Below are 26,045 nucleotides of genomic sequence, written 5' to 3' on the forward strand. Positions count from 1 at the left end.
TGCACCGGCAACACCAAGGTGATGCGCCAGGCGCTCGAAGCCTCGCATCGCGGCTGGGGCAAGTCGGTGGTCATCGGCGTTGCCGGTGCCGGCCAGGAGATCTCCACCCGCCCGTTCCAGCTCGTCACCGGCCGCAGCTGGATGGGCACCGCCTTTGGCGGCGCGCGCGGCCGCACCGACGTGCCGAAGATTGTCGACTGGTACATGGAGGGCAAGATCGTGATCGATCCGATGATCACCCACACGATGCCGCTCGAAGACATCAACAAGGGCTTCGAACTGATGCATTCCGGCGAAAGCATCCGCAGCGTCGTGGTATACTGAGCGCGGGTTCAAGACCGCATCACGAATGCAATCCGTTCATCACATCGCCAAGCGTCCGCCCGGCGATGCCAATGATCTGCCGGGCATACCGCGCCGGCCATGAAGGAGGAGAAGCCCATGCCAAGCGTTGCGATACATCCATCCCTCGATTCCGGTTTCCAGGCGACCGATGCAGCCTTCTCGGGCGGCACACTTGTGTGCAACTGCGCGAGCAACCCTGTGAAGATCCGGATCAGGGGCGACATTGCCCATAACCATGCATGCGGCTGTACCAAGTGCTGGAAGCCCGATGGTGCTGTCTTCTCGGTCGTCGCCGTCGCGCCGACGGACAATGTCGAGATACTCGAAAACGGCGACAAGCTCGCTGTCGTGGACCCGACCGCTCTTATTCTGCGCCACGCCTGCAAGGACTGCGGCGTGCACATGTACGGCCCGGTCGAACGCGACCATCCGTTCAAGGGGCTTTCCTTCTTGCATCCTGAGCGGTTCCAGGAAACGGGCTGGGCGAAGCCGGGGTTTGCGGCTTTCGTGTCTTCGATCATCGAAAGCGGATACGATCCGGCAAAGATGGATGGCGTACGTGCCCGCCTGCGAGAGCTTGGTATTGAGCCCTATGACTGCCTCAACCCTGGGCTCATGGACTTCATCGCCACCTGGACGGCAAAGAAGAGTGGCGCGCTCAAAACCGAAACTGCCTGAACAAGTCTGCCGCAGACATCTCACCGTTCTCGACATCCACCAACAGGTAACATCGAATGGATCGCCTACAGCCCGAATTCAAAGACGAAATTCGTAGAATTGTTGGTGACGAAAATCTCAAGGACGGGGAGGCCATTGCCACGGTCGACCACGGAGTTGCACCTGAAAATCTCGGGGCAGGCGCCGTGGTCTACCCGAGAACGACCGATGAGGTTGCCGCCGTCGTCAAATGTTGCCTCGCCAACGGGATCTCGCTCGTCACCCATGGAGGACGAACCGGGCTCGTAGGCGGGGCGATGTCTCGGCCGGGCGAACTGGTGCTTTCAACCGCCCGCCTCAATCGAATCCTGGATATTTCACCAATCGAGCGGGTTGCGGTCGTGGAGGCCGGCGTGACACTGCAAGCGCTGCAAGTGGCGGCCGCGGAGCATCGACTTGAAACAGGGATCGATTTGCCATCGCGCGGTTCGGCAACGATCGGAGGTATGGCCTCGACGAATGCCGGGGGTATTGCAGCCTTTCGGTTTGGGGTCATGCGGCATCGCATTCTTGGCCTGGAGGCCGTGCTCGCGGATGGCTCGATCTATTCCGATCTTACACGGGTCGTGAAAAACGCGGCCGGCTATGATCTGAAACATCTCTTTGTGGGAGCCGAAGGAACACTCGGCATCATAACGCGTATTGCCGTCAAGCTTGAGCCCCAGCCCTTTGCCACGGCCACTGTCCTCTTCGGTTTACCGTCAGTTGATGCAGCGCTCGAGACAGTTCGTCGAGGTCTCGACGCCGAGTACGGTCAACTACGCGCTGCGGAAGCGATCTGGAACACCTATTTCCGTCTGACATCCGGCCATCATCGTTGGTCTGTCTCGGACTACAATGCCGAGCATCCGGTCAACCTGCTGGTTTCACTAAGCGGGGCCGAGGAGGGAGCGTTGCAATCGGAACTGGGACGTATCTATGAAGACGTCATCGAGGATCACCCCGACGCCTCAGCCGTCATTGCATCCTCAGGTGCGCAGGAGATGGATCTTTGGCGACTGCGCGAAGACACGGACCTCATCTACCGAAAGCATCCGAGCGCACCATCCTACGATGTCTCGGTTCCTCTATCGCAAGTCGGGTCTTATCTTAATCGCTGTCTTGCAGATCTCAGGGGACTGGATGCCACGTTCGATCCCTACGTGTTCGGCCATCTTGCTGACGGAAATCTCCATATCGTCCTCAACGCGGCTGGCAGTGACATTGCAGGCGAAAAGGCGAAAGCCATTGAGAAGGTGCTCTACAGGGACATAGTTACGATCGGCGGGTCATTCTCTGCCGAGCATGGGATCGGCACCAAGAGAGTGGGGTCACTGTCAGCCACATCGAACCCGGTCAAGCTGGCGCTGATGCATCGGGTCAAGGACACGCTCGATGCGTCCGCGATCCTCAATCCGGGAAAGGTGTTGCCCCGGCAACCGACCCTTCGGCGACGGGTTCACGCCACCCGATAGATCTGCGCCACCCCCCACCCCCGGAAAGGCCTTCGAGCTCATCAGCTTGAGAAGCGTCGGCGCGGCGATTTCGGAGAATAGCGGCAGGCCTTTGCTCAGCGCCGCGATGGGCTCACGCCCGCAATCCACGATCGAGCGGCCTTCGTGATCCCGCGTTTTGCTTCCATTGCCTGCGGCGAACTTTCCGCGGCACCCAATTGCTGCAACCTCCAACTTCACCTACATTGACCAAGTGGTAAAAAAGACGTGTTCCAAAACGCGCAATCAACCAGAGGGGAATTTAATGCATAGCAATTCCTTCCATTCCGCCATTTCCAGAAGAACCCTGATGAAAGTTGCTGGCGCATCCGCCGTGGTGGCCGCGGCGGGTCTGCCGAGCCGTCTGTTTGCTGCGGACCCGATAAAGGTGGCGGCCATCTATACCGTCCCGGTCGAGCAGCAGTGGGTCAGCCGTATCCACAAGGCAGCTAATGCCGCCAAGGAGCGCGGCGACATCGAATATGTCTATTCTGAAAACACCGCGAACAACGATTACGAGCGCGTCATGCGCGAATATTGCGAGGCCGGCCACAAGCTGATCCTGGGCGAGGTCTTCGGCGTCGAGGATGCCGCCCGCGCCGTCGCCAAAGACTATCCTGACGTCGCCTTCCTGATGGGCTCGAGCTTCAAGCCCGATGCCGCCGTGCCGAACTTTTCGGTTTTCGACAACTATATCCAGGACGCATCCTATCTGTCCGGCCTGGTCGCCGGCGCAATGACCAAGTCCAAGAACATCGGCATGGTGGGAGGCTATCCGATCCCGGAGGTCAACCGGCTGATGAACGCGTTCATGGCTGGCGTGAATGAAGTGGCCCCGGACACCAAGTTCCAGGTCGCCTTCATCGGCTCGTGGTTCGATCCGCCCAAGGCCAAGGAGACCGCATTCGCCCAGATCGATGGCGGTGCGGACCTTCTATATGCCGAGCGTTTCGGCGTGTCCGACGCCGCCAAGGAGAAGAAAGTCCTGGCCATTGGCAATGTCATCGATACCCAGGCGGACTATCCGGACACCGTTGTCGCCTCCGCGCTGTGGCATTTCGAACCGACACTCGACAAGGCTATCGCCGAAGTGAAGGCCGGCACTTTCAAGGCCGACGACTACGGCGTCTATTCCTTCATGAAGAACGGCGGCTGTTCGCTCGCGCCTCTCGGCACCTTCGACAGCAAGGTTCCGGACGACATCAAGGCCAAGGTCGCGGAGAAGGAAAAGATGATCAAGGATGGCTCGTTCGCCGTCGAGATCAACGACGCCGAGCCAAAATCGAGCTAGCCCTCTTCTCCTTCCGTTCATGGGAGAGGTGGTTGGCAATGCCGGACGAGGGATTACCCTTCGCCGGCAGCGACCATTCCCTCCCTGGACGGGAAAGGAAGCCTCCCCCGCAACGCCACTTCCGGTCACCGATGTGTCAAGCAATCCCGCCCTTCGTCTTTCACGCATCAGCAAGCGTTTCGGCCCGCTCCGAGCCAACGAGGCCATTTCCTTCGACCTGAAGCGGGGCGAAGTCATCGCGCTTCTCGGGGAGAACGGCGCCGGCAAGACGACGCTGATGAACATTCTCTTCGGCCACTACATCGCAGACGAAGGAACCGTAGAGGCCTTTGGCAAGCCGCTTCCGCCGGGAGATCCGCGCGCAGCCCTCGATGCCGGCATCGGCATGGTCCACCAGCACTTCACTCTCGCCGACAACATGACGGTGCAGGAAAACATCGCGCTTGGCACGCAGGGCCTCTGGCGCATGCGGCTCGACCGGGCCGCAGCGCGGCGGCGCATCGCGCAACTGTCTACCGATTTCGGCCTCGCCGTCGATCCCGCGGCCACCGTCTCCACCCTTTCGGTCGGCGAACGCCAGCGCGTCGAGATCCTGAAGGCCCTTTATCGCGAAGCCCGCATTCTCATCCTGGACGAGCCGACGGCTGTTCTGACCCCCGCCGAGACCGACGCATTGTTCCGGACGCTGAAACTGCTCGTCGCCAAAGGCCTGTCGATCATCTTCATCTCCCACAAGTTGCACGAAGTGATGGCTGTCAGCGATCGTGTACTGGTTCTGCGCTCCGGCCAGCTCGTCGGCGAGCGCGAGACAGGCTCGACCGATCGCAAAGAACTGGCCTCCCTCATGGTTGGCCAGGAGGTCAAGCCGGCGGAGGTCAGCCCGGTGAAACTGGGCGCACCGCTGCTGGCGCTCGAGGGCGTCTCAACAGCGCCGTATAACGGAGCCGGCCTCGATAAGGTGTCGCTCACGCTGACAGCTGGTGAAATCACCGGCCTTGCCGGCGTTGCCGGCAATGGTCAGGCTGTCCTTGCCGGCCTCATCGCCGGCATCCGGCGTCCAACCGGCGGCAGCATTTCCATCGCCGGGCAGGAAGTCGCTGACTGGTCGCCGCGCGCTGCGCTCGCCCATGGCGTGGCCCGCATTCCGGAAGACCGCCACGCTATCGGCAGCATCGGCGACATGAGTGTGGCGGAGAACGTCATCGCCGAACGCTACCGGAGCCCGCGGTTCAACCGCATGGGCTTCCTGAACTGGAAAGCCGCCGGCCGCTTCGCCGAGAAACTCATTGCCGACTACGACGTCAAATGCCCCTCGCCCGAGGCCCGCATACGCCTGCTCTCGGGCGGCAATATGCAGAAGCTCATCCTCGGCCGGGCCCTTGATCCCGACCCGGCGGTCATCCTTGCAAGCCAGCCGACCCGCGGCCTCGATGTCGGCGCCGTCGCCTATGTTCACCGCATGTTGCTTGAAGCGCGGGAAAGGGGCGCGGCGATATTGCTGATTTCGGAGGACCTTGAGGAAATCCTGGCATTGTCCGACCGCATCATCGTCATGTCCAAGGGGCGCTTATCGACGCCGTCTTCGCGCGGTGAACGCAGCATTCGGGAACTGGGGGAGCTGATGGCAGGCCACAGCGGGGAGCCTAGCGATCATGCGGCTTGAGCCGAAGCCCGCACCGTCATTGACGGTCACCTTGCTGTTTCCGCTGGCAGCCATCGCCACCACGCTGCTGCTGACGTCGATGCTGGTTCTTGCCGCTGGCGCTTCGCCACTGTCCGTCTTCTATCTTGTGGCCAAGGGTGCGGCCGGCTCGCAGTTCGCGCTCATGGAAACCTTGACCCGCGCGACGCCGCTGATCTTCACGGGCTTGGCGATCGCCGTCGCCTTCCGGGCCAAGCTCTGGAACATCGGCGCAGAAGCGCAACTCTACATCGGGGGCGTCGTCACCGTGGTGCTGGGAACCGGCGCGCTGCCGCTACCTTCGGTCATTCTGATCCCGGTGATCATGGCCGCCGTCATGGCCGCAGGCGCAATGCTTCTGCTTGGCCCGGCCGTGCTGAAGACCCGCTTCGGCGTCGATGAGGTGGTCACCACGCTGCTGCTCAACTTCATCGTCCTGTTGTTCGTGTCGATGCTGCTTGAAGGTGTGCTCAAGGATCCGATGGGGCTCGGCTGGCCGCAATCGCAGAAGGTGATCGCCGAAGCGCAATTGCCACGCCTCATCCAGGGCAAGCGCCTGCACTATGGTTTCGTCATTGCCCTTGCTTCGGCCGTTCTCGTCTGGGTCGTCATGAAAAAGACGGTTCTCGGCTACGAAATGCGCGCCGTCGGCCTCAATGCCGAGGGCGCACGCTTTGTCGGCATTCTGGTCAACCGCACGCTCATGAAGACGGCGCTGCTTTCGGGCGGGTTGGCCGCACTTGCCGGCTTTTCAGAAGTCTCGGGGCTCAAGGGCAACCTGACGCTCGACCTGTCGCCGGGCTACGGCTACTCCGGCATCGTCGTCGCGATGCTGGCCATGCTCAACCCGCTCGGCGTCATCGCATCGGCCATCTTCGTCGCCGGCATTTTCGTCGGCGCCGATGCCATGAGCCGTGCGGCCAAGGTGCCGAGTTACATAGCCGACGTCATGGTCGCCACCTCGCTGCTGACGATGGTTGTCGCGATCCTTCTGACGCGATTCCGGATAAGGTGGAGGTGACATGGACGCGCTTGAGATCCTCTTCACCGCCTCCTTCTGGGTCGCCGCCATCCGCATAGCATCGCCGCTGATCTTCGCAACCATGGGCGAGTTGATCTGCGAGCGCGCGGGCGTCCTCAACCTCGGCATCGAGGGGATCATGACGGCAGGCGCCTTCGCCGGCTGGTTCACCGTCTATTCTGGCGGCGATCTTTGGGCCGGCGTGCTGGTCGCTGCCCTGGTCGGTGCCATGTTCGGCTTGCTGCACGCCACGCTCACGGTACCGCTCGGCCTGTCGCAACACGTCGTCGGCATCGGCGTTACGCTGCTTGCTACAAGCCTTACCTATTTCACCTATCGTCTTGCGCTGCCCGAGGTGACGTCGCCGCCCAAGATCGAGCCGTTCCAGCCCTTGCCGATCCCGGGCCTGTCCAGCATTCCTGTCGTTGGTGAGGCGCTGTTTACCCAGACGCCGCTGACCTATCTCGCATTCGTGTCGGTCGCAGCCGTCGCCTGGATCCTCTATCGCACCCCCATTGGCCTTGCCGTTCGCGCTGCGGGTGAAAACCCGTCGGCGGTCGAGGCGCAAGGCATTTCGGTCACCGGCATACGCATGGGCGCCGTCGCCGTCGGCAGCGCGCTGATGGCGGTCGGCGGCGCCTTTCTCACCATCTCGGCCTTCAATTCCTTCTTCTTCCAGATGATCAATGGGCGCGGCTGGATTTGCATCGCGCTGGTCGTCTTCGGCTCCTGGCGACCAGGAAAGGCGCTGATCGGCGCCATCCTGTTTGCCGCATTCGATGCCTATCAGGTTCGCCTGCAGCAGATATCGGGCGGTATCGTGCCCTATCAGGTTTTCCTGATGATGCCCTATGCGCTGTCGATCCTGGCGCTGATCCTGGTCGCACGCCGCGCCACCTATCCCAAAGCTTTGATGATCCCGTACCAGAAAGGCGAAAGATGAGTTTCGACCTGATCGTAAAGGGCGGCACGCTGCCCGATGGAACCGTCGCCGATATCGGCATCAAGGGCGACAGGATCGCCGCGATCGAGCCCCGTATCGATGCCGGGGCCGGTCGTGTCGTCGATGCCTCGGGCAACCTCGTCAGCCAGCCCTTTGTGGATCCGCATTTCCATATGGACGCAACGCTGTCCTACGGCCTGCCGCGTATCAATGCCTCAGGCACGCTGCTCGAAGGCATCGCGCTGTGGGGCGAACTCAAGCCGCTCCTGACCCACGAGGCCGTCAAGGAACGCGCGCTGGCCTATTGCGACTGGGCGGTCTCGATGGGCCTCCTCGCCATCCGCACCCATGTCGATACCTGCGACGACCGCCTTCTTGCGGTGGAAGCGCTGCTCGAGGTCAAGAAGGAGATCGCGCCCTATATCGATCTCCAGCTCGTCGCCTTCCCGCAGGACGGGCTCTACCGCTCGGCGAATGCGCGCGAGAACACCATCCGCGCCCTCGACATGGGCGTCGACATCGTCGGCGGCATCCCGCATTTCGAGCGGACCATGTCCGACGGCACGCGTTCCGTTACCGAACTTTGCGAGATCGCGGCCGAGCGCGGCCTGATGGTCGACCTGCATTGCGACGAGACCGACGATCCTCTGTCGCGCCATATCGAGCAGCTTGCCTATGAGACCCAGAGGCTCGGCCTGCAAGGCCGGGTGGCTGGCTCGCACCTTACCTCAATGCATTCGATGGACAACTACTACGTCTCGAAACTGCTGCCGCTGATTGCGGAAGCCGGTGTCTCGGCGATCCCCAATCCACTGATCAACATCATGCTGCAGGGGCGGCACGATACCTATCCCAAGCGGCGTGGCCTGACGCGAGTGCCCGAAATGCTGAAGGCCGGCATCCGCACCGGCTGGGGTCAGGATTGCGTGCTCGATCCCTGGTACTCCCTCGGCACGGCCGACATGCTCGACGTCGCCTTCATGGGATTGCACGTCGCCCAGATGTCCTCGCCCGCGGACATGCGCACCTGTTTCGACATGGTGACCAAGGTCAATGCCGAGATCATGGGACTCGATCATCTCGGCCTAGCCGTCGGCAAATCGGCAAGCCTCGTTGTGCTCGATGCGGGCAACCCCATCGAGGCGGTGCGGCTGCGCGCCGAGCGGCTCTGTGTCGTGGCGAAGGGCAAGGTCGTGGCTGAACGCGAGAAGCGCGATACGGCCCTGTCCATCAAGGGCCGTCCGGCGACCATCAACCGCCGCCACATCGTGCCACCGCAGCCACGTTGAACGGACTGGACGAGAACAGAACGGGAGGGGCCGAATACCCCAGAGAGCGTCATCCGGTTCATCGAGAAAATTTCCGCGAGTGACGGGCTGATCATTTCGAGCCCTGAATATGTTCGCAGCATTCCCTGCAGCCTCAAAAACCCGATCGATTGGCTGCTCGGGCCGGCATCAGTGCGCTTATCTATCCCTTTACGTATCCAAAGCCTTCAACGATCTTTTCATCCCGGACGCGCAAATTGTCTAACGCCGCTTCGCCAGCACAGATCGAGACAGCACAACCGCGAGGCCGATCAGAATTGTCGCGACGATGAAGAGGAAGGCCGCTGCCGCAATCGCCGGGCTGATGTTCTCGCGGATACTGGAAAACATCTGCCGGGCCAGCGTACGCTGGTTGGGACCGGCGACAAAGAGCGTCAGCACAACCTCGTCCAGCGAGGTGGCGAAGGCCAGCACCGCGCCGGAGAGCACGCCGGGCATGGCGAGCGGCAGGGTCACGCGGCGGAAGACTGTTGCGGGCGAAGCGCCGAGGCTTTGTGCGGCGAGTTCCACGCGTTCGTCGATGCCGGCAAGCGCGCCGATGACGCTGACCACGACGAAGGGCACGGCGACGACAGTGTGGGCGATGATCACGCCGGCATAGCTGTTCGTCAGGCCGAAACCCGCAAGTAGCACCTGCATGCCGACACCGAGCACGACAGCGGGCACCACCATGGGCAGTAGAAAAAGCGTGCGTATTGACCCGCGGAAGAAGAGGAGGCGGTTGCGCAGGCCGAGCGAGGCGGCGGTGCCAAGCACGGTGGCGAGCAGCGTCGTGCCCGTCCCGATGATCAGGCTGTTAAAGATCGCCCGCCGCCAGGCATCTGCCGTGAACAATTCCTCGAACCAGCGCAGCGACCAGGACGGGATCGGGTAGGTGAGGATGACGCTCGAGGTGAAGGCGAGCGGCAGGATGGCGATGAGAGGCGCGACGAGAAAGAGGATCGTCAGCGAGGCGAAAACGAACTTGGTGAGCTTCATCGGCATGACCTAGCGCCTCCCCGGCTCGTCAGTGGAGAGCCGCGCATAAACGCTATAGAGCAGCAGCGTCGCGACAAGCAGCACGACGCCAAGCGCCCCGGCCATGCCCCAGTTCGCAGAACCTGTGGCGTAGAAGGCGATGATCGAGCTGATCATCTGGTCACCCGGCCCGCCAATCAGTGCCGGCGTGATGTAGTAGCCGATCGCAGAAATGAAGACGAGCAGGCTGCCGGAAGCGACGCCGCGCAGGCTCAGCGGCAGCAGCACGCGCAGGAACGCGCGCCAGGGCGGCGCTCCGAGCGAGGCGGCCGCCGGCATCAGATTCTTCGGGATGGTAATAAGCACCGAATAGATTGGCAGCACCATGAAAGGCAGCAGCACATGGGTCATGGCGATGATGACGCCGGTGCGATTGAAGATCAACGGCAGCGGCGCATCGATCAGGCCGAGCGTTTGCAGAAGGTCGTTGATCAACCCTTTTTCCTGCAACAGGATGAACCAGGCGGCGGTGCGGACCAGAAGCGAGGTCCAGAGCGGTAGCAGCACAGCAGCCAGCATCAGGTCGCGCTTCCAGCCGGTCAGCGAAGCCGCGATCATCGCATAGGGGAAGCCGATACCGGCGCAGGCGAAGGTGACAAGTGCGGCGATCCAGAAGGTGCGCACGAGGATAACCCGGTTGACGGACCGGTCGGCTGGGAGTTGCTCGATATCGCCGGCGGCATTGCGGCCGAGATCGACTGCGGCGAGCAGGTTGCGATCGGTGAGCGGCGCGAGCGCATCGGCGATGGCCAGCCAGAATTCCGGTTTCTCCCAACGCTTGTCGATGGAGACGAGGTCGGCGGGCGGGTTCGCCGTGTCGTCGAGCGCGCTGGTCGTCTTGGACATGAGCGTGCGGAAGCCGGAACGTGCGCTGTTGAGGCGGCGGACCATATCGCCGAGCGCCTGGTCGTCATCGACGGCCTTCAGGTCCTCCATCAGCGCCGTCTGCATGGGCATGGTTGGCGGCGACTTTCGATCCCAATCCGTCAGCACTTCGGCGCTGCGCGGAAGCAGGCGCAGCACGGCTGGATCCGACACCGCCTGCGACATCATGCTGAACAGCGGCCAGACGAAGAAGCCGATTAGGAAGAGAAGCAGCGGCGCAAGAAGAACGAGCGACCGCCCGGTCCGGGACGAGACTGCACTCATGGCGCGATGACCCGGCAATCGCCGGCTGAAAAGGCCGCATAGACCTTGGTGCCCGGCGGGAATTCGCGTGACCGGCGACCGAGCTTGGCGATCAGCGGTTGCGCTGCGTTCTGTAACTGCACACGCAGATGATCGCCCTGATAGACGGAATCGGTCACTTCCGTTTCCAGGCAATTGCGCGCTTCGCCGCGCGTTTCGCTGAGATCGACCCGCTCCGGCCGGATAGAGAGAAAGACGGGTTGGCCGGAGGCGACGCTGCCGGAAACGGCCGAAACGATATGCGCGCCGGACCGCAGGCGCACGGTCGCCTCCTGCCCCTGCACCGCCTCGACGACACCCTCGACCAGATTGGTCTCGCCGATAAATTCCGCGACGAAGCGCGTCGCCGGTTCGTCATAGACCTGCCGCGGCGTGCCAATCTGCTCAATCTTACCCTTGTTGAAGACGGCGACGCGGTCCGACATGGTCAGCGCCTCCGACTGGTCATGTGTGACGAAGACAATCGTTACGCCAAGGCGGCGGTGCAGGTCGCGAATGTCGAGCTGCATTTGCTCGCGCAACTGCTTGTCGAGCGCGCCGAGCGGCTCGTCCATCAGCACGACGCGCGGCTCGAAGACCAGCGCGCGGGAAAGCGCCACACGCTGTTGCTGCCCCCCGGAGAGTTGCGAAGGCCGGCGGTCGGCGAAGGCCGACAGCTGCACCATGTCCAGCGCCCGCGCCACGCGCTCGGCGATCTCCGCCTTGCCCAGCCTACGCATCTGCAACGGGAAGGCCACGTTCTCGCCGACCGACATATGCGGGAACAAAGCATAACTCTGGAAGACGACCCCCATGTCCCGCTTGTGGGTCGGCACGTCGTTGATCGCCGTCCCGTCCAGCAGGATATTGCCGGAGGTCGGCTGCTCGAAACCAGCCAGCATCATCAGGAGCGTCGTCTTGCCGGAGCCGGAGGGGCCGAGCAGGCTTACGAACTCGCCCTTGCCAATGCCGAGAGCCAGGTTTTCAACCACGCAGAGCGGGCCGTAGAATTTGGTGATGCGGTCAAATCGAATGAATTCGGCCACGGAAGACTCCATCGCTAGAGGCGAAGGATGCGCCATCCGGAAAACCCGTGAGAACGCATCCGGCCAGGCAGGAAGGGCGCCCGTCGGAGCGCCCTTCGCGGCGAATGTTCTTACTGGGCCAGCCAGGCGTTGAAGCGCTGCGTCAGCGTTTCGGCATTGTCGATCCAGAAGTCCACATTCAGCGAGATCGACTCCGTCATGTTCGCCGGATCGGTCGGCAGGTCCTTGGCGAATTCCGCCGGAACCTTGGCTGCAGCTTCCTTGTTCGGCAGGCCGTAGGCGACGAATTCCGGCAGCTTCGCCTGATGTTCGGGCAGGCTTGCGAAGGCAATGAAGTCCTGTGCGGCGTCCTTGTTTTCCGCATCCTTCAGCACCACCCAGCTATCGACGGCGTAGATGCTGCCCGGCCAGACGACCTTGAAGTTCTTGCCTTCCGTGCGGTTGATGCCAGTGATGCGGCCGTTATAGGCCGACGTCATCGCCACTTCGCCAGAGGCGAGGAACTGCAGCGGCTGGGCGCCCGATTCCCACCAAACGATGTGCGGCTTCAGCTCGTCGAGCTTCTTAAATGCGCGCTCGACCCCTTCGTCGGTCCCAAGCACGTCGTACAGCTCGTCCTTAGAGACGCCATCGGCGAGCAGCGCGAATTCGAGCGTATATTTCGGGCCTTTTCGCAGCGAGCGCTTGCCGGGGAATTTTTCGACATTCCAGAAGTCCGCCCAGGAGGCCGGGCCTTCCTTCAGCTTATCACCGTCATAGGCGATCGCCGTCGACCAGACGATGGCGCCGACACCACAGTCATCGACCGCAGAATCGAGGAACTTGTCCTTGCCGCCCATCTTGTCCCAGTCGATCTTTTCATAGAGTCCGTCGGCACAGCCGAGCGCCAACTCTTCGGCTTCCACCTGCACGGCATCCCAGTTCGGCGCGCCGGCCTTGACCTTCGACTGGATGACGCCGATGCCGCCGTCCCAGGCTTCGTCGAGCACCGGCTTGCCGGTCTTTTCGGCGAAGGGCTTGAAATAGATGTTGCGCTGCGCGTCCTGATAGTTGCCGCCCCAGGAGACGACGGTCAGGTCCCGTGCGAATGCCGGTGCGGCAAGGCTTGCGGACAGCACGACGACGGCGGACGCCAGAACACCCGCTTGAAAGATAGTCTTCATTGCACTCCCCTTTTCTTCGTTTGTGAAGGAACCGCCGTCAGCCTCCGGCCCCCGTTGACGATCTCATGCGGACTGCTGACCCGTCCCTTTGGCGTATTGCGATGATTACAGCCTTTCCGGTCGTCGCGCCCTTTCTCCCCGGGCGTTTGTCCGACCGTATGATGCACTCCGGTCCTTGTCGGTCAGCGGGGATTTTCCCCAGTCGACCATCGTTAGACGTGTTGACCTCCGTTGATGTGAATTTCCGCGCCGTTGATGTAGGACGATGGCTCGGTGCAGAGGAAATAGATGGTCTCCGCGACCTCGCGCGGTTCGCCCAGTCTTCGCATCGGCACTTCCGCCGCCACCAGTTCATCCGTTCCGGGCGACAGGATCGACGTTTCGATCTCGCCCGGGGCGATGGCATTCGCCCTGACCCCGCGTTGGCCGAATTCGTGCGCCATTTCACGGGTCAGCGAGGCAAGCGCCGCCTTGGACGCCGCATAGGCAACGCCTGCGAAGGGGTGGACGCGCGAGCCGGCGATCGACGTAACATTGACGATCGAGCCCTTCGCCGCTTCCAGTTCCGGCATGAGTGCGCGGGCGATCAAAGCGGTCGAGATAAGATTGACGTTGAGCACCTGCGTCCAGACATCGGCATCCGTATCCAGCACACCGAGGCGGCTCTTGCCCGGCCCCTTCGGCGAAATGCCGGCATTATTGACGAGCGCGTGCAGCCGGCCGTTCGGCAGGCGCTCGCGCACCGTCGCTGCCAGGCGGTCGATCTGCGTGAGATCCGCGAGGTCGGCCTGGATATGGCTTTCGCGGGCGGAGGGCCAGGCGCATTCCTCGGAAAAGGATTGACGGGAAACGGTGAGAATGCGCCAGCCCTTCGACTGGAAGAGCTTGACCGTCGCATGACCGATCCCGCGGCTCGCACCCGTCAGCAACATGTAGCGGCATTCTTCGGTCATGGGAGCGTTCTCTGTTGATGCTTGATACATCGTAATAGGCCGCCCATGAATTGCAAGCCTCCTCTTCCAAGTGATGTCAGGCCCAGCGCGCCTCCCGCTCCGTTCCCCGTTCGATGCGCTCGAGGATCGGCTTGCCGCCGAGCAGGATATCGTCGACGATCGCCATCGAGGCGGCGGCGGAATCGTGCCGTTTCAGGGCTTCGACGACCGGGTAGTGATGGTCGATCATCGCACGTCCACCCTCTATATAGGCATCGGAAATGTGCGGCCCCATCTGCAGCCAGAGCCGCCGCAGGATGCCGTTCAGCACCGGCAGCCCAGCGATCTGCGGCAACAGGAAGTGGAAGGCTTGGTTGAGTTGCGTGCCCTTCAGCCGGTCGCCAGCCTCGATTGCCTGTTCATTTTCGCGCAAGATGCGTTCCAATGCCTCGATATCCGTGCTCGTCGCCACCTGGGCGGCGGTTTCCGCCGCCAATCCCTCCAGCCGGACACGGATTGCGCGGATCTCGCGGTAGCGGTTTTCGCTCAAACCCGGGATGCGGATGTCGCGCGGCGAGCGGAAGGTGATCGCCTCGTCATTGGCAAGCCGAAGGATGGCGTCGCGGATCGGTGTGACGCTCGTGCCGAATTGTTCCGCCAGATCACGGATCTTCAGCCGGTCGCCGGGCTGGAACCGTCCCTGGATCAGGGCATCGCACAACGCACCATAAACGGCGCTGTTGAGGTTCTCATGATCCAGTGACGTAAATTGAGGCATGGAACTGGTCCGCAAAATCGAATAACAAGATACTTGATGCATCTTTTTCGGCGTGTTTCAAGTATGACATGTCGCGGACATCTTCCGCCAAACGGCTTGCGGCGGCAATTTAGTCGGCACCGTGGTCAGCAGACGGCAGGGACAATCGAAGGAAATGCGGGCAACCCCACCAACGGAGCAAGCATGACGGAGCCATCGCCCACCGCCAAGAAGGCCGATTCCATGTCGGCGACGTGGAGTGCGACATCGCTTGCCGATGCCGAGGCCGCGGTGACGCAGGTCTATGGCATGGGCGGCACGATCAGGCGGTTTTCCAGCGAAAGGGACGAGACCTTTCTTTTCACCCGCTCGGACGAAACGGACTTCATCCTCAAGATTGCCAATCCCGCCGAGGACCCGGCCGCGCTGGAATTCCAGGACGGTGCGCTCCTGCATCTGGAGGCTGCCGCCCCCGCCGTACCGGTGCCGCGGCTCATACTCACGAAAAGCGGAGAGCCTAGCCACACGCTTTCCACCGCCGATGGCCCGCGCATCATGCGCCTGCTCACTTTCCTGCGGGGAGAATTGCAGTACCGCACACCCGCCTCCGAGGCGCAGAGCCGCAACGTCGGCCGGGCGCTTGCGGAACTCGGGCTCGGCCTTGAGAACTATGACGGACGCCCGCCGGCGGGAAAGCTGATGTGGGACATTTCCCACACGCTCGATCTCACTGCCGTCCTCGACCATGTCGCGCCCGAACGCCGGGCGCAGGCGGAGGCGGTGCTGGCGGAGTTCGAGCGGGCGCTTCCCGCCATCACCAATCTCAAGCGGCGGCAGATCATCCACAACGACTTCAACCCGCACAATGTCTTGCTCGATCCGGCCGCACCCACCGCAGTCGTCGGCATCATCGATTTCGGCGACATGGTCCATGCGCCACTCATCAACGATCTTGCCGTCGCGCTTTCCTATCATCTGGCGACGGAAAACTGGGCGGCGCGCACCAGTTCCTTCCTGGAGGGGTTCCTTTCGGCACGTGCGTTGGAGCCTGCCGAAATTGAACTTCTACCGGTGTTGACCCGGTCGCGGCTGGCGATGTCTCTCATCATCGCCGAATGGCGCTCCGCACGCTTCCCGGAAAACCGCGACTATATTTTGCGCAACCACGCCACCGCCTGGCGGGGGCTTCAAAACATATCCGATTTGACGCCGGCCGGGCTGAAAAGGCTCGTGCCCAACCTTTCCGAGGCCTGATCATGTCGATGGTAAATGCTTTCTCGCGCGAAGATTTCGAACGGCTCGACGAAGCCGAACGGGCGCTGATCGCGCGCCGTGAAAAAGTGCTCGGTCCCGCCTACCGCCTCTTCTATGAAAAACCGCTGCATCTCGTGCGCGGTGAAGGCGTCTTTCTCTATGACGCGGCCGGCGAACGATATCTCGATGCCTACAACAACGTCGCCTCGCTCGGCCATTGCCACCCGCGCGTGGTGGAGGCGATCACCAGGCAAACCGCCGTGCTGAACACCCACACGCGCTACCTGCACGAAGGCATCGTCGACTATGCAGAGGCGCTGACGGCCACCTTCCCCGAGGCGCTCAGCCAGGTCATGTTCACCTGTACCGGCAGCGAGGCGAATGACCTTGCGGTGCGCATCGCCCGCTTCGTCACCGGCGGCACAGGCATCATCGCAACGGAGCTTGCCTATCACGGTCTCACAAGCGCCGTCGCGGAATTCTCGCCGTCCCTCGGCGAAGCCGTTACGCTGGGGCCGCATGTGCGCACCGTGCCCGCCCCGGACAGCTACCGCCATTCCGCCGAAGAGATAGCGGAAAAGTTCGGCCGCGACGTGCGCGCGGCGATTGCTGACTTGAAGCGCCACGGCATTAAGCCGGCCATGCTGATCACCGACACGATCTTTTCGAGCGACGGTATTTTCGAGGGGCCGAAAGGTTTTCTGAAGCCGGCCGTCGACGCCATCCATGAGGCCGGCGGTCTCTTCGTGGCCGATGAAGTACAGCCCGGCTTCGGCCGCACCGGCGAGGCGATGTGGGGCTTCGAACGCCACGGCGTCGCGCCCGATATGGTGACGATCGGCAAGCCGATGGGCAACGGCTACCCGATGGCCGGCATCGTCCTGCGCCCGGAGGTCATTGCCGAGTTCGGTCCTCGGGCGCGCTATTTCAACACGTTCGGCGGCAATCCAGTCGCGGCCGCCGCCGGCAAAGCCGTGCTGGACACGATCCGCACTGAAGGCCTGCAGCAGAATGCGCTGGTGGTTGGTCGCCACCTGATGGATAGGGTGAAAAGCCTCTCAGCTACGCACCCGGCGATCGGCGACGTGCGTGGGTCTGGGCTCTTCATCGGCGTCGAGATCATCGCGGACTCGGCCACAAAGCGTCCTGACGCGGCCCTGTCGACACGCATCGTCAACGGCCTGCGCGAGCGGCGCATCCTGATCAGCGCCTCGGGTCCCAATGCTAACGTTCTGAAGATCCGCCCTCCCCTCGTCTTCTCCCGCGAGAACGCCGACATGCTGGTTGACGCACTCGGCGACGTGCTGAGGACGCTCTGAAAGAATCGAAGCTGTCCTGCAAGGCCGGGTGGCCGGAGCGGCGTGGCCTGACGCGAGTGACCGAGATGCTGATGGCCCGCATCCGCACCGGCTGGGGTCAGATTGCGTGCTGGTGGCGTTATACTAAATTCGCAATATCAGTATAACACCACTCCCATCGGAGTCTCCGACTGTTATACTAACTTTCGCGATTCAGTATAACGGGGCAAATATGCGGCAGATCGACCTGATGTATCGCACGATGACCGCTGAACTCGGTCAACGTTTGCTCGACGCCAGCTTCTCGGCCGATTTCCCGGTCGAAGGCCGCTTCGTGCCGGTCACGGTCAAAGCCCGCAAATACTGGTATTTCGACCAGCCAGGCGAAGGCGAGGGCCACCGGCAGAAACGCCGGTATGTTGGACCGACCGATGATCCCGAAATCAACAGGCGGGTAAAGGACTTCCGCGCGATCAAGGATGACGTCAAGGCCCGCCGTAAGCTGGTCACCACCCTCGTTCGCGAGGCTGGATTACCAGCTCCCGAACCGTTTTCCGGCGATGTCGTCGAGGCGCTGGCCCAGGCTGGCATTTTCCGCTTGCGGGCCTGCTTGGTAGGAACGGTAGCGTTCTCGACCTATGCGGGCCATCTTGGCGTCCGTCTTCCTGCCGCCTCGATGATGACGGGTGTTGCTGATTTCGCCCAGGACTACGCGATCAGCTCCGAAGTAGGGGATTCGTTTCCGCCTATTCTTGAAATCCTACAAGGCGTCGATCCGACCTTCCGGCCGATTCCGCACCGCTCAGGGTCAACCCGATCAACGGCATTCAAGAACCGGGCGAGCTACAATGTGGAATTCTTGACCGGAAATAGGGGTAGTGATGACTATCAAGATCAACCGGCCGACATGCCCGCCCTGGGTGGGGCAAGCGCCGATCCGCTGCGGTTTTTGGATTTCCTCATTTATGAGCCCGTGCGAGCCGTCCTGCTACACAAAAGCGGTATCTCCGTGATCGTCCCGGCTCCGGAGCGCTATGCTGTTCACAAGCTGATTGTGGCCTCCCGCCGCGTAGTCGATACGATTGGGGCTGCAAAGCGCGACAAAGACTTGAGGCAAGCGGTATTGCTCTTCGATGCGCTCGATGCTTCCAACCGTCTCGGCGAGCTGTCGGACGCTCTCAAGGAAGCCTGGGAAAGGGGAGAGGCCTGGCGCCATGCGATCCGGGCCGGAATGGGGTACATGTCCCGAGGGGATAGAGCTGCCACGGCCGCCTTGTTCCATGAACTGGGTGTCGATTACGAAGCGGAGTAGCACTCCGAAACATCATCAAGAGTATTATCGACGATCGTGAAGTCGGCACCCGGTGGTGTCAGGGCCGCCAGAGATTCCGGTCCAGGTGCGACCATTTACCTCTGCAGTCGCGGTTTGGCTCTTCTCCCGGCGACCCGCACCCTGGCCAGTCCCACGGTCGCCCACCGAGCCGGACGTCTCACTGACCGCTGGACCATGGCTTGGAATACTGGCATCGTCGGCCGCGTATCGGTCCAGAAGAGCTGCGATCATCTTAGAGGGAGTGGCCGTGGAAGCCGGACATGACACCAGCGAGCTTGAAATGGTCGTCTTGATGACGCCCGACATGGCCAACTTCAGCGGCAAGGTCCATGGCGGCGCCCTGCTCAATCTTCTCGACCGCGTCGCGTTTTCCTGCGCCTCGCGCTATTCGCAGGAATATGCGGTGACCTTGTCAGTGGACCAGGTCGTCTTCCGGCAGCCGATCCATGTCGGCGAACTCGTGACCTTTCGCGCCTCGATCAATCAGGCCGGGCGGACCTCGATGGAAGTCGGGATCCGCGTCGAAGCCGAAAACATCCGCACCGGCGAGCGCAGGCACACGAACTCCTGCTATTTCACTATGGTGGCCGTCGATGCCGAGGGGCGTCCGACCGCGGTTCCGACTTACAATCCCGTGACCAGCATCCGAAAGCGACGCCAGCGCGCGGCGGAGGTGCGGAAAAACCTGCGGCGGGAGTTCGAGGCCCGCTTTCAAGCTGCTGGCTCGCCCACCGAAGCCTGATCGCCGCAATCCGTTTGCTCGCATGGTGGCTTCGCCCGGCGCCGGAGCCAAGGTCACTTTTTGCAACAAGGCCTCGCAAGGACCATTCCTGTGTTTGGCCCGGCGGCTTGATAGTGTATCTTTCACCGGCCGGAGCTAAATGGCCAAGGGGAGCGGTTCGCCACCTGCCCGGCGCATGGAGGGCGGCGTTGTTGGCCCTTAAGCCTGTTGAAGCCCATACATGCATTCGGCGCCTCTGCGGCGTGAATCCCGCGCAAATGTGCTGTGAGCATGCCCCCGCGTTCTGAAAAGCCACAATGACGCGTTCAAAACCATCGCGCCGCGTTCTGAATCTGGCGCCATTTTCGTGAACAAGCGAAGCCACCTATCAACGCCTGCTGCCACGGGAACCAACACCGTCGTTGCGGGCTCGGGATAACGGAGATTCAAATGTCCACATCCGAGACGGGACTTCAGTTTACAGAGGGCGTCGCCAACGGCGAGGTCCGGTATGATCTGGAGGATTTCATCCGCGCATCCGGCATTCCGCCGCTCGAAGCCCACGAAATGTTTACGAAATACGGGCCTTACAAGTCGGACCTCGACCCTTTGATCAAGGCGCGGGCCGAACAGCATATGGACCTGATGAAATAGCATCAGCTGCGTTGCCCGCCGGCAGATCGCGGCGGGCAACGCAGAATACATTTTCCCGGCAATATCCAAAGCCACGCCCGGCAGTCAGTCAGCGGAATAACGCTGCTCAAGCCAAGGGTCGCCACGCATGTGGTAGCCATTGCGCTCCCAGAAACCGGCCTCGTCGCCGGCTCGAAAATCGATGCGCGTCAGCCACTTTGCGCTCTTCCAGAAATAGAGATGCGGCACGACAAGCCGCATCGGCCCGCCATGGGTGCGGCTGATCGGCTTGCCCTCCCAATCGGTCGCAAGGATCGCGTGTTCCGAGGCAAAATCGGCGAGCGGCAGATTGGTCGTATAACCATCGTAGCTCGTCAGCATCACATGAGACGCTTCAGGCTTCGGCATGACCAGGTCGAGCAGGTCGTGCGTCAAGACCCCTTGCCAGCGATTGTCGTAGCGCGACCAGGTGGTGACGCAATGGATGTCGGAGAGGCTGTCGCTCTGCGGCAATGCCTTGAACGCTATCCAATCCAGCGACAGGCGCTGTTCGACGAGGCCGGTCACATCCAGCCGCCAGCGCTCCACGCCGATCGCGGGCTGCTGCCCGAGGTCCAGCACCGGCCAATCCCGAACAAGGTGCTGGCCCGGCGGCAATCGTTCGTCCTCAGGCCGGGCTGCGCGCCCGGTGAGGAACTTGCCGGCCGCCGCCCAACGCCGCTTCGTCGTCGTCAGCTTGGTTTCCGTTGGGGGTTCTTCGTCGGTCATCGGGTGCTCCTCCGGTCCGCGCGGATTAGAAGACCCGTCGCGGTTTCCGTCAAGCATCAGAGACGGGAGCTGTCTCTAGCGCAGCACGATCCGCAAGGCAGCCTGCGTCTCCCTCAGGAGCGGCAGATAGCGTTCGACCATTTCAGCAGCCGGCACATGTGCGGCCGGCGCGCCGATGTTGAGTGCCGCGACGATCTGGTTGCGATCGTTTTGAAGCGGAACGGCGATGGAGCAAAGACCGATTTCCAGCTCCTGGTCGATGATCGCATAGCCTTGGTGACGCACGCGGCCGATTTCGGCCATCAGCTCTTCCGTGTCGGTTCTCGTATGAGGTGTGTTTGCCTTGAGATCCGAGCGGGCGAGCACGTCCCTCGCCTGCTGTTCCGGCAAGGCGGCGAGCCACACGCGCCCCATTGATGCGCAATAGGCAGGAAGCCTGGAGCCCGGCATCAGGCTGATCGACATCACCCGCCTTTGCGAGGCGCGCGCGATATAGACAATCTCAGTGCCGTCGAGAACCGAGGCGGAAGCGCTTTGACCTGCCCGCTCCGAGAGCTGGTCGAGATAGGGCTGGACGATCGTCGGCAGAGGTGTCGCCGAGAGGTAGGCGTGGCCGAGCCGCAGGATTTTCGGGGTCAGCGAAAAGAACTTCCCGTCATAGTCGGCGTAGCCGAGCTGCGAGAGCGTCAGCAGCGAGCGGCGCACGGTCGCCCGGTCCAGACCAGTAATCTTCGCCGCCTCGGTGATCGTCAGCTTCTGCTGTGTCTCACCAAAAGCCTCGATGACGGTCAGCCCGCGGGCAAAACCGCTGACGAAATCGGTTTCTCTCATGGCTCATCCTCGTTCTACCGGCAATTAATCTGTGCGATATACGAACAAATGTCAAATATCGCACAAAATGTTTGACGCTCACTGTTTTTGAGAGCCTATTTCGGGCCAATACAGGCAAGGGGAGCTTGTCGGCCCGCACTCCATGGACCGCGAAAGACGACGCGTCAGCTCTTCCCACCGCCTGCAGACAACCATGCGCCCGCCGATTGGCGGCAACGCTCAAATCAGAAGAGAGGAAACATGGCGAAGATCGTTTCGCTCGCCGAGGCCATCGGCGACAATGTCAGGGATGGCGACACCGTTGCCATGGAGGGTTTCACCCATCTGATCCCCTATGCTGCCGGACATGAAGTGATCCGCCAGGGTCGCAAGAACCTGTTTCTCGTGCGCATGACGCCGGACATCCTCTATGATCAGCTGATCGGCGTGGGTGCTGCCCGCGGCATGAAATTCTCCTGGGGCGGCAATCCCGGTGTCGGCTCGCTTCACCGCTTCCGCGACGCAGTCGAAAACCAGTGGCCGCGGCCGCTCGAAATCGAAGAACACTCTCATGCGGCCATGGCCAACGCTTATGAGGCGGGTGCGGCGAACCTGCCGTTTGCGATGCTGCGTGGCTACATCGGCGCCGACCTTCCGAAGGTGAACGCGAACATCAAGCAGATCACCTGCCCCTTCACGTCCGAAGTGCTGGCCGCCGTTCCGGCGATCCGGCCGGATGTGACGATCATCCACGCCCAGCGGGCCGATAGGAAGGGCAACGTGCTCATCGAAGGCATCGTCGGCGTGCAGAAAGAGGCGGTGCTTGCAGCCAAGCGCTCGATCGTCACGGTTGAGGAAATCGTCGACGAGCTTGCGCCACCGTCGCCCAACTCGGTCGTGTTGCCCACCTGGGCAGTAACGGCGGTCAGCCATGTGCCGGGCGGCGCCTTCCCGTCCTACGCCCACGGCTACTATCCGCGCTCGAACGCTTTCTACATCGGCTGGGACGAGATCGCCCGCGACCGCGAGAGTTTTACCGCATGGATCAAGGAGAACGTGCTCGACGCAGGGCCTGAAGATTTTGCACGACACGCCGGCAGGAAGCCGGCGAAGGCCGCTTGAGGAGGCGACGATGACGGATTTCACCCCAAACGAGATGATGACCATCGCAGCCTCGCGCGAACTTTCCAACGACGACGTCTGCTTCGTCGGCATCGGTGCGCCATCGGCCGCCTGCAACGTGGCGCGGTTGACCCACGCCCCCGACATTACGCTCATCTACGAAAGCGGAACCGTCGGCACCAAGCCGGATGTTCTCCCCTTGTCGATCGGAGACGGCGAGCTTTGCGATACCGCCCTCTTCACCGTCTCGGTGCCGGAGATGTTTCGCTACTGGCTGCAGGGCGGCCGCATTACCACCGGGTTTCTCGGCGGCGCGCAGATCGACAAGTTCGCCAACCTTAACACCACGGTCGTCGGTCCCTATGACCATCCGAAGGTCCGGCTGCCGGGCGGCGGCGGCGCTCCGGAGATCGCGTCGAATTGCGGCCGCATCTTCATCACCATGGCGCTCTCCAAGCGCGGCTTCGTCGAAAAGCTGCCCTTCATCACCTCGATGGGTCATGGCGAAGGCGGCGATCATCGCGAACGGCTCGGCATGAAGACCAAGGGACCCACTCGCATCATCACCGATCTCTGCATTCTGGAGCCCGATCCGGTGACCAAGGAACTAACTGTTGTTTCGATCCATCACGGCGTCACACGTGACCAGATCGTCGACAATTGCGGCTGGCCGATCAAATTCGCCGGAGAGGTCATCGAGACGCCGGTGCCGACTGAGATCGAACTGGCGACGCTTCGCGACATCAACGCGCGCACGAAGAAGGCCCACCAGGGCAACAAGGAGGTCGCGTAAATGGCCGATGCTTATATCTGCGATTATATCCGCACGCCGATCGGCCGCTTCGGCGGCGCGCTCTCGTCAGTCAGGACAGACGACCTCGGCGCCATTCCGCTGAAGGCGCTGATCGAACGCAACCCTTCGCTCGATTGGGAAGCGGTCGATGACGTCATCTTCGGCTGCGCCAATCAGGCAGGCGAAGACAACCGCAACGTCGCGCGCATGTCGCTGCTTCTGGCCGGGTTGCCGGCGAGCGTGACCGGCACCACGATCAACCGCCTCTGCGGTTCGGGCATGGATGCCGTCATCGCTGCCGCACGTGCCATCAAAGCGGGCGAAGCCGAATTGATGATTGCCGGCGGCGTCGAGAGCATGTCGCGGGCTCCCTTCGTGATGCCGAAAGCGGAGAGCGCATTTTCGCGCAATGCCGAGATCTATGACACCACCATCGGCTGGCGGTTCGTCAACCCGCTGATGAAGAAGCAATATGGCGTCGATTCCATGCCGGAGACCGGCGAAAACGTCGCCGAAGATTTCAAGGTAAGTCGAGAAGACCAGGACGCCTTTGCGCTGCGCAGCCAGGCGAAGGCGGCAGCCGCGCAAGCCAACGGTCGCCTGGCGAAGGAAATCGTCGGCGTCACCATTCCGCAGCGCAAGGGCGACCCGACTGTCGTCGAAAGAGACGAACATCCCCGCGCCACGACGATGGAGGCACTTGCCAAGCTCGGCACGCCCTTCAAGAAGGAGGGGGGCACGGTCACCGCCGGCAATGCGTCGGGCGTTAATGATGGCGCGGCGGCGTTGATCATTGCCTCCGAGGCGGCGGTCAGGAGATACGGCCTCAGACCTATCGCCCGTATCCTCGGCGGGGCCACCGCCGGCGTTGAACCGCGCATCATGGGTTTCGGCCCGGCCCCGGCCTCGAAGAAATTGATGGCGCGTCTTCGCCTGGCGCAGGAACAGTTCGATGTCATCGAGCTCAACGAAGCCTTTGCCTCGCAGGGACTAGCGACGCTGCGCGATCTCGGCATTGCCGACGACGACGGCCGCGTCAACCGCAATGGCGGCGCCATTGCCCTTGGCCATCCGCTCGGCATGTCCGGCGCCCGCATTACAGGGACGGCCGCGCTTGAGCTCGCGGAAACCGGCGGACGTTATGCACTGTCAACCATGTGCATCGGCGTCGGCCAGGGCATCGCCGTGGCGCTCGAGCGCGTCTAAAGCACTCCGCGGTTTTGCGGTAACGCATGCTCGGTAAGCGCATCTGAAAGCCAGATAGGGAGCCGTTCATTGACGGCTCCCCTTTTTTATTCACACGGTTTCTTCGTCGCGCTGGGCCACGAAGATCAGCACCAGCAGGATGGTGATGAAGAAGCGGAAGGCGTCGGGAACGCCGTTCCATTGTTTCGACATCCACATGCCGAACCATTCACCGCCGACCGACATGAAGCCGACCTGCCAGACGAGGAAGCCGAGCGTCAGGCCGGCGATCGCCACCGTCTTCGCCCGGTTGAATTCGCGGGCGCCACCGTTGAGGTTAGTGGCGAGCCTGTAGGCACCGAGCCAGCAAAGCAGCGCCGTCAACGTTTCCGCCGCGATGATCACGACATAAAACAGGTTGTGAAGCACCGGACTGGTGATGGCGCGATATTTGATCGCCGCGTCGGGAAAGATCGTATCCATCATCATCACATGCTGAACGAAGGCGAAGTTCGTTGCGTAGTCGGTGATGTTGCCGAAGGCGACGAGCGTTGAAAACAAGGCGATTGCAGCAACGGCTGCGGTTTTGGCAATCCGAATGATCTTCATGGTCTGGTACTCCTGTCCACTGCCGGCACGCCCAAGATCCGGGCCGAATCTTACCGGCATCAGTCCAGCCATAGCCCACCAGCAAAGTTGATCGAGGCCGCGAGGCGTCTCTTCCACAACTTGCAGTGTGACGAATATGCACTTCGCAAAAGGTGCCGGCAAACGCGTCGCGCGCTCCCTGCCCATGGGCAGTCTTGACTCTCGTGCCGGGTTGCTACATAACCAAATCGTTCTAAAACTATTTGGTTATACAAATGACTCCATCCGAACGCCTCGACGCTACCTTTTCCGCCCTTGCTGACCCGACACGGCGGGCGATCCTTGCCCGTCTGGCCCTGGGCGAAGCATCCGTCCTCGAACTTGCAGAGCCCTTCGCCATGAGCCAGCCGGCCGTGTCGAAGCACCTGAAGGTGCTGGAGCGCGCCGGGCTGGTTTCGCGCAGCCGCGATGCACAGCGCCGTCCCTGCCGCATCGAGATCGATCCGCTCACTGAGGCAGCCGACTGGCTGGAGGAATATCGCAAGCTTTGGCAAGCGAATTTTGCCCGCCTCGACACCCTGCTTGAGGAGCTGAAAGCCGAGGCTGCATCACAGGCGTCGGCCGCACTCCCCACCAATTTCACCACGAAGGAGGAATGAC

Annotated in this window: 25 protein-coding genes and 2 pseudogenes; 18 read left to right on the forward strand and 9 right to left on the reverse strand. The window is 62.0% G+C overall.

All coding sequences use genetic code 11. The features are described 5' to 3' along the window. The 9 genes and pseudogenes from ASD02_RS19015 to ASD02_RS37170 form a co-directional block, all read left to right on the forward strand. Positions 1-324 (forward strand): annotated as a pseudogene (locus tag ASD02_RS19015) (S-(hydroxymethyl)glutathione dehydrogenase); the annotation flags it as partial. A gap of 117 nt (positions 325-441) precedes the next feature. Then, complete coding sequence (gene gfa / locus ASD02_RS19020) at positions 442-1,023, forward strand: S-(hydroxymethyl)glutathione synthase (protein WP_057209727.1); 582 nt, start codon at positions 442-444, stop codon at positions 1,021-1,023. Between the two features lie 56 nt (positions 1,024-1,079). Next, entirely contained in the window at positions 1,080-2,516 is a 1,437-nt protein-coding gene (locus tag ASD02_RS19025) for an FAD-binding oxidoreductase (protein WP_057209729.1), read from the forward strand. A gap of 283 nt (positions 2,517-2,799) precedes the next feature. Further along, complete coding sequence (locus tag ASD02_RS19030; protein ID WP_057221044.1) at positions 2,800-3,825, forward strand: BMP family protein; 1,026 nt, start codon at positions 2,800-2,802, stop codon at positions 3,823-3,825. Positions 3,826-3,958: 133 nt separating this feature from the next. Continuing rightward, positions 3,959-5,488 (forward strand): ABC transporter ATP-binding protein, encoded by a 1,530-nt coding sequence (locus tag ASD02_RS19035; RefSeq protein ID WP_025429170.1) that lies wholly within the window; start codon positions 3,959-3,961, stop codon positions 5,486-5,488. Next, positions 5,478-6,527, forward strand: coding sequence for an ABC transporter permease (locus tag ASD02_RS19040; protein ID WP_025429171.1), 1,050 nt, complete (start codon positions 5,478-5,480; stop codon positions 6,525-6,527). The genes ASD02_RS19035 and ASD02_RS19040 overlap by 11 nt, the downstream gene beginning before the upstream one ends. A 1-nt stretch (position 6,528) precedes the next feature. Continuing rightward, positions 6,529-7,470: an ABC transporter permease gene (locus ASD02_RS19045; protein ID WP_057219028.1), complete on the forward strand. Its 942-nt coding sequence runs from the start codon at positions 6,529-6,531 to the stop codon at positions 7,468-7,470. Then, positions 7,467-8,759 carry an amidohydrolase family protein gene (locus tag ASD02_RS19050; RefSeq protein WP_057221045.1) on the forward strand — a complete coding sequence of 431 codons (1,293 nt, stop codon included), beginning with the start codon at positions 7,467-7,469 and terminating at the stop codon, positions 8,757-8,759. The genes ASD02_RS19045 and ASD02_RS19050 overlap by 4 nt, the downstream gene beginning before the upstream one ends. Before the next feature lie 39 nt (positions 8,760-8,798). Beyond that, positions 8,799-8,918 (forward strand): annotated as a pseudogene (locus tag ASD02_RS37170) (NAD(P)H-dependent oxidoreductase); the annotation flags it as partial. A gap of 81 nt (positions 8,919-8,999) precedes the next feature. Here ASD02_RS37170 and ASD02_RS19055 read toward each other — a convergent pair. The 6 genes from ASD02_RS19055 to ASD02_RS19080 all read right to left on the reverse strand — a co-directional run bounded on the left by ASD02_RS19055 (position 9,000) and on the right by ASD02_RS19080 (position 14,901). Then, positions 9,000-9,782: an ABC transporter permease gene (locus ASD02_RS19055; protein ID WP_057219032.1), complete on the reverse strand. Its 783-nt coding sequence runs from the start codon at positions 9,780-9,782 to the stop codon at positions 9,000-9,002. A gap of 3 nt (positions 9,783-9,785) precedes the next feature. Further along, complete coding sequence (locus tag ASD02_RS19060; protein ID WP_057219035.1) at positions 9,786-10,964, reverse strand: ABC transporter permease; 1,179 nt, start codon at positions 10,962-10,964, stop codon at positions 9,786-9,788. Then, positions 10,961-12,028 carry an ABC transporter ATP-binding protein gene (locus ASD02_RS19065; RefSeq protein ID WP_171520168.1) on the reverse strand — a complete coding sequence of 356 codons (1,068 nt, stop codon included), beginning with the start codon at positions 12,026-12,028 and terminating at the stop codon, positions 10,961-10,963. Before ASD02_RS19065 ends, ASD02_RS19060 begins: the two co-directional genes overlap by 4 nt. 110 nt (positions 12,029-12,138) lie before the next feature. Continuing rightward, entirely contained in the window at positions 12,139-13,191 is a 1,053-nt protein-coding gene (locus tag ASD02_RS19070; RefSeq protein WP_025429177.1) for an ABC transporter substrate-binding protein, read from the reverse strand. Between the two features lie 212 nt (positions 13,192-13,403). Then, positions 13,404-14,144, reverse strand: a complete 741-nt coding sequence (locus ASD02_RS19075) for an SDR family oxidoreductase (RefSeq protein WP_025429178.1) — start codon at positions 14,142-14,144, stop codon at positions 13,404-13,406. A gap of 76 nt (positions 14,145-14,220) precedes the next feature. After that, on the reverse strand, positions 14,221-14,901 hold the full coding sequence (locus ASD02_RS19080) for a GntR family transcriptional regulator (RefSeq protein WP_057219037.1): 681 nt from the start codon (positions 14,899-14,901) through the stop codon (positions 14,221-14,223). Positions 14,902-15,084: 183 nt separating this feature from the next. Between ASD02_RS19080 and ASD02_RS19085 the strand changes: the two genes are divergently transcribed. From ASD02_RS19085 to ASD02_RS19105, 5 genes are all read left to right on the forward strand, one after another. Next, entirely contained in the window at positions 15,085-16,134 is a 1,050-nt protein-coding gene (locus ASD02_RS19085; RefSeq protein WP_057221046.1) for a phosphotransferase enzyme family protein, read from the forward strand. A gap of 2 nt (positions 16,135-16,136) precedes the next feature. Then, positions 16,137-17,453 carry an aspartate aminotransferase family protein gene (locus tag ASD02_RS19090; protein WP_057219040.1) on the forward strand — a complete coding sequence of 439 codons (1,317 nt, stop codon included), beginning with the start codon at positions 16,137-16,139 and terminating at the stop codon, positions 17,451-17,453. 211 nt (positions 17,454-17,664) lie between these two features. After that, positions 17,665-18,744, forward strand: coding sequence for a GSU2403 family nucleotidyltransferase fold protein (locus tag ASD02_RS19095; protein ID WP_057219042.1), 1,080 nt, complete (start codon positions 17,665-17,667; stop codon positions 18,742-18,744). Between the two features lie 301 nt (positions 18,745-19,045). Continuing rightward, positions 19,046-19,507: an acyl-CoA thioesterase gene (locus ASD02_RS19100; protein ID WP_038578389.1), complete on the forward strand. Its 462-nt coding sequence runs from the start codon at positions 19,046-19,048 to the stop codon at positions 19,505-19,507. A gap of 429 nt (positions 19,508-19,936) precedes the next feature. Continuing rightward, entirely contained in the window at positions 19,937-20,140 is a 204-nt protein-coding gene (locus ASD02_RS19105; protein ID WP_025429185.1) for a hypothetical protein, read from the forward strand. Between the two features lie 84 nt (positions 20,141-20,224). Here the strand turns inward: ASD02_RS19105 and ASD02_RS19110 are convergent, their stop codons facing one another. Together ASD02_RS19110 and ASD02_RS19115 are read right to left on the reverse strand one after the other, a co-directional pair. After that, positions 20,225-20,887, reverse strand: coding sequence for a sulfite oxidase-like oxidoreductase (locus tag ASD02_RS19110; protein ID WP_057219044.1), 663 nt, complete (start codon positions 20,885-20,887; stop codon positions 20,225-20,227). A gap of 75 nt (positions 20,888-20,962) precedes the next feature. Further along, a complete protein-coding gene (locus tag ASD02_RS19115) occupies positions 20,963-21,718 on the reverse strand; it encodes an IclR family transcriptional regulator (protein WP_057219050.1) in 756 nt (251 codons plus the stop codon). A 240-nt stretch (positions 21,719-21,958) separates the two neighbouring features. Here ASD02_RS19115 and ASD02_RS19120 point away from each other — a divergent pair, with 240 nt between their 5' ends. The 3 genes from ASD02_RS19120 to pcaF are packed head-to-tail and all read left to right on the forward strand — an operon-like array spanning position 21,959 to position 24,818. Further along, the gene (locus tag ASD02_RS19120) at positions 21,959-22,819 is read left to right on the forward strand and encodes a CoA transferase subunit A (RefSeq protein WP_057209752.1); all 861 of its coding nucleotides are present in this window, start codon (positions 21,959-21,961) and stop codon (positions 22,817-22,819) included. A gap of 10 nt (positions 22,820-22,829) precedes the next feature. After that, on the forward strand, positions 22,830-23,612 hold the full coding sequence (locus tag ASD02_RS19125; protein WP_025429189.1) for a CoA-transferase subunit beta: 783 nt from the start codon (positions 22,830-22,832) through the stop codon (positions 23,610-23,612). Further along, entirely contained in the window at positions 23,613-24,818 is a 1,206-nt protein-coding gene (gene pcaF, locus ASD02_RS19130; protein ID WP_057219053.1) for a 3-oxoadipyl-CoA thiolase, read from the forward strand. Between the two features lie 90 nt (positions 24,819-24,908). Here pcaF and ASD02_RS19135 read toward each other — a convergent pair whose 3' ends face one another. Next, the gene (locus ASD02_RS19135) at positions 24,909-25,406 is read right to left on the reverse strand and encodes a DUF2165 domain-containing protein (protein ID WP_025429191.1); all 498 of its coding nucleotides are present in this window, start codon (positions 25,404-25,406) and stop codon (positions 24,909-24,911) included. A 254-nt stretch (positions 25,407-25,660) separates the two neighbouring features. On the opposite strand from ASD02_RS19135, the gene ASD02_RS19140 reads away from it, so the two are divergent. Further along, positions 25,661-26,044 (forward strand): metalloregulator ArsR/SmtB family transcription factor, encoded by a 384-nt coding sequence (locus tag ASD02_RS19140; protein WP_057209755.1) that lies wholly within the window; start codon positions 25,661-25,663, stop codon positions 26,042-26,044. Position 26,045: the final 1 nt, after the last annotated feature.

The sequence above is a fragment of the Ensifer sp. Root1252 genome, assembly GCF_001425885.1.
GTDB lineage: Bacteria > Pseudomonadota > Alphaproteobacteria > Rhizobiales > Rhizobiaceae > Ensifer > Ensifer canadensis.

Bases quoted from the DNA above. Each gene is read 5' to 3' on its own strand.
- ASD02_RS19030 (WP_057221044.1), top strand. From the start codon at position 2,800: ATGCATAGCAATTCCTTCCATTCCGCCATTTCCAGAAGAACCCTGATG.
- ASD02_RS19040 (WP_025429171.1), top strand. From the start codon at position 5,478: ATGCGGCTTGAGCCGAAGCCCGCACCGTCATTGACGGTCACCTTGCTG.
- ASD02_RS19095 (WP_057219042.1), top strand. From the start codon at position 17,665: ATGCGGCAGATCGACCTGATGTATCGCACGATGACCGCTGAACTCGGT.
- gfa (WP_057209727.1), top strand. From the start codon at position 442: ATGCCAAGCGTTGCGATACATCCATCCCTCGATTCCGGTTTCCAGGCG.
- ASD02_RS19045 (WP_057219028.1), top strand. From the start codon at position 6,529: ATGGACGCGCTTGAGATCCTCTTCACCGCCTCCTTCTGGGTCGCCGCC.
- ASD02_RS19075 (WP_025429178.1), bottom strand. From the start codon at position 14,144: ATGACCGAAGAATGCCGCTACATGTTGCTGACGGGTGCGAGCCGCGGG.
- ASD02_RS19120 (WP_057209752.1), top strand. From the start codon at position 21,959: ATGGCGAAGATCGTTTCGCTCGCCGAGGCCATCGGCGACAATGTCAGG.
- ASD02_RS19135 (WP_025429191.1), bottom strand. From the start codon at position 25,406: ATGAAGATCATTCGGATTGCCAAAACCGCAGCCGTTGCTGCAATCGCC.
- ASD02_RS19125 (WP_025429189.1), top strand. From the start codon at position 22,830: ATGACGGATTTCACCCCAAACGAGATGATGACCATCGCAGCCTCGCGC.
- ASD02_RS19105 (WP_025429185.1), top strand. From the start codon at position 19,937: ATGTCCACATCCGAGACGGGACTTCAGTTTACAGAGGGCGTCGCCAAC.
- ASD02_RS19100 (WP_038578389.1), top strand. From the start codon at position 19,046: ATGGTCGTCTTGATGACGCCCGACATGGCCAACTTCAGCGGCAAGGTC.
- ASD02_RS19055 (WP_057219032.1), bottom strand. From the start codon at position 9,782: ATGCCGATGAAGCTCACCAAGTTCGTTTTCGCCTCGCTGACGATCCTC.
- ASD02_RS19140 (WP_057209755.1), top strand. From the start codon at position 25,661: ATGACTCCATCCGAACGCCTCGACGCTACCTTTTCCGCCCTTGCTGAC.
- ASD02_RS19085 (WP_057221046.1), top strand. From the start codon at position 15,085: ATGACGGAGCCATCGCCCACCGCCAAGAAGGCCGATTCCATGTCGGCG.
- ASD02_RS19070 (WP_025429177.1), bottom strand. From the start codon at position 13,191: ATGAAGACTATCTTTCAAGCGGGTGTTCTGGCGTCCGCCGTCGTCGTG.
- ASD02_RS19080 (WP_057219037.1), bottom strand. From the start codon at position 14,901: ATGCCTCAATTTACGTCACTGGATCATGAGAACCTCAACAGCGCCGTT.
- ASD02_RS19060 (WP_057219035.1), bottom strand. From the start codon at position 10,964: ATGAGTGCAGTCTCGTCCCGGACCGGGCGGTCGCTCGTTCTTCTTGCG.
- ASD02_RS19110 (WP_057219044.1), bottom strand. From the start codon at position 20,887: ATGACCGACGAAGAACCCCCAACGGAAACCAAGCTGACGACGACGAAG.
- ASD02_RS19090 (WP_057219040.1), top strand. From the start codon at position 16,137: ATGTCGATGGTAAATGCTTTCTCGCGCGAAGATTTCGAACGGCTCGAC.
- pcaF (WP_057219053.1), top strand. From the start codon at position 23,613: ATGGCCGATGCTTATATCTGCGATTATATCCGCACGCCGATCGGCCGC.
- ASD02_RS19115 (WP_057219050.1), bottom strand. From the start codon at position 21,718: ATGAGAGAAACCGATTTCGTCAGCGGTTTTGCCCGCGGGCTGACCGTC.
- ASD02_RS19025 (WP_057209729.1), top strand. From the start codon at position 1,080: ATGGATCGCCTACAGCCCGAATTCAAAGACGAAATTCGTAGAATTGTT.
- ASD02_RS19050 (WP_057221045.1), top strand. From the start codon at position 7,467: ATGAGTTTCGACCTGATCGTAAAGGGCGGCACGCTGCCCGATGGAACC.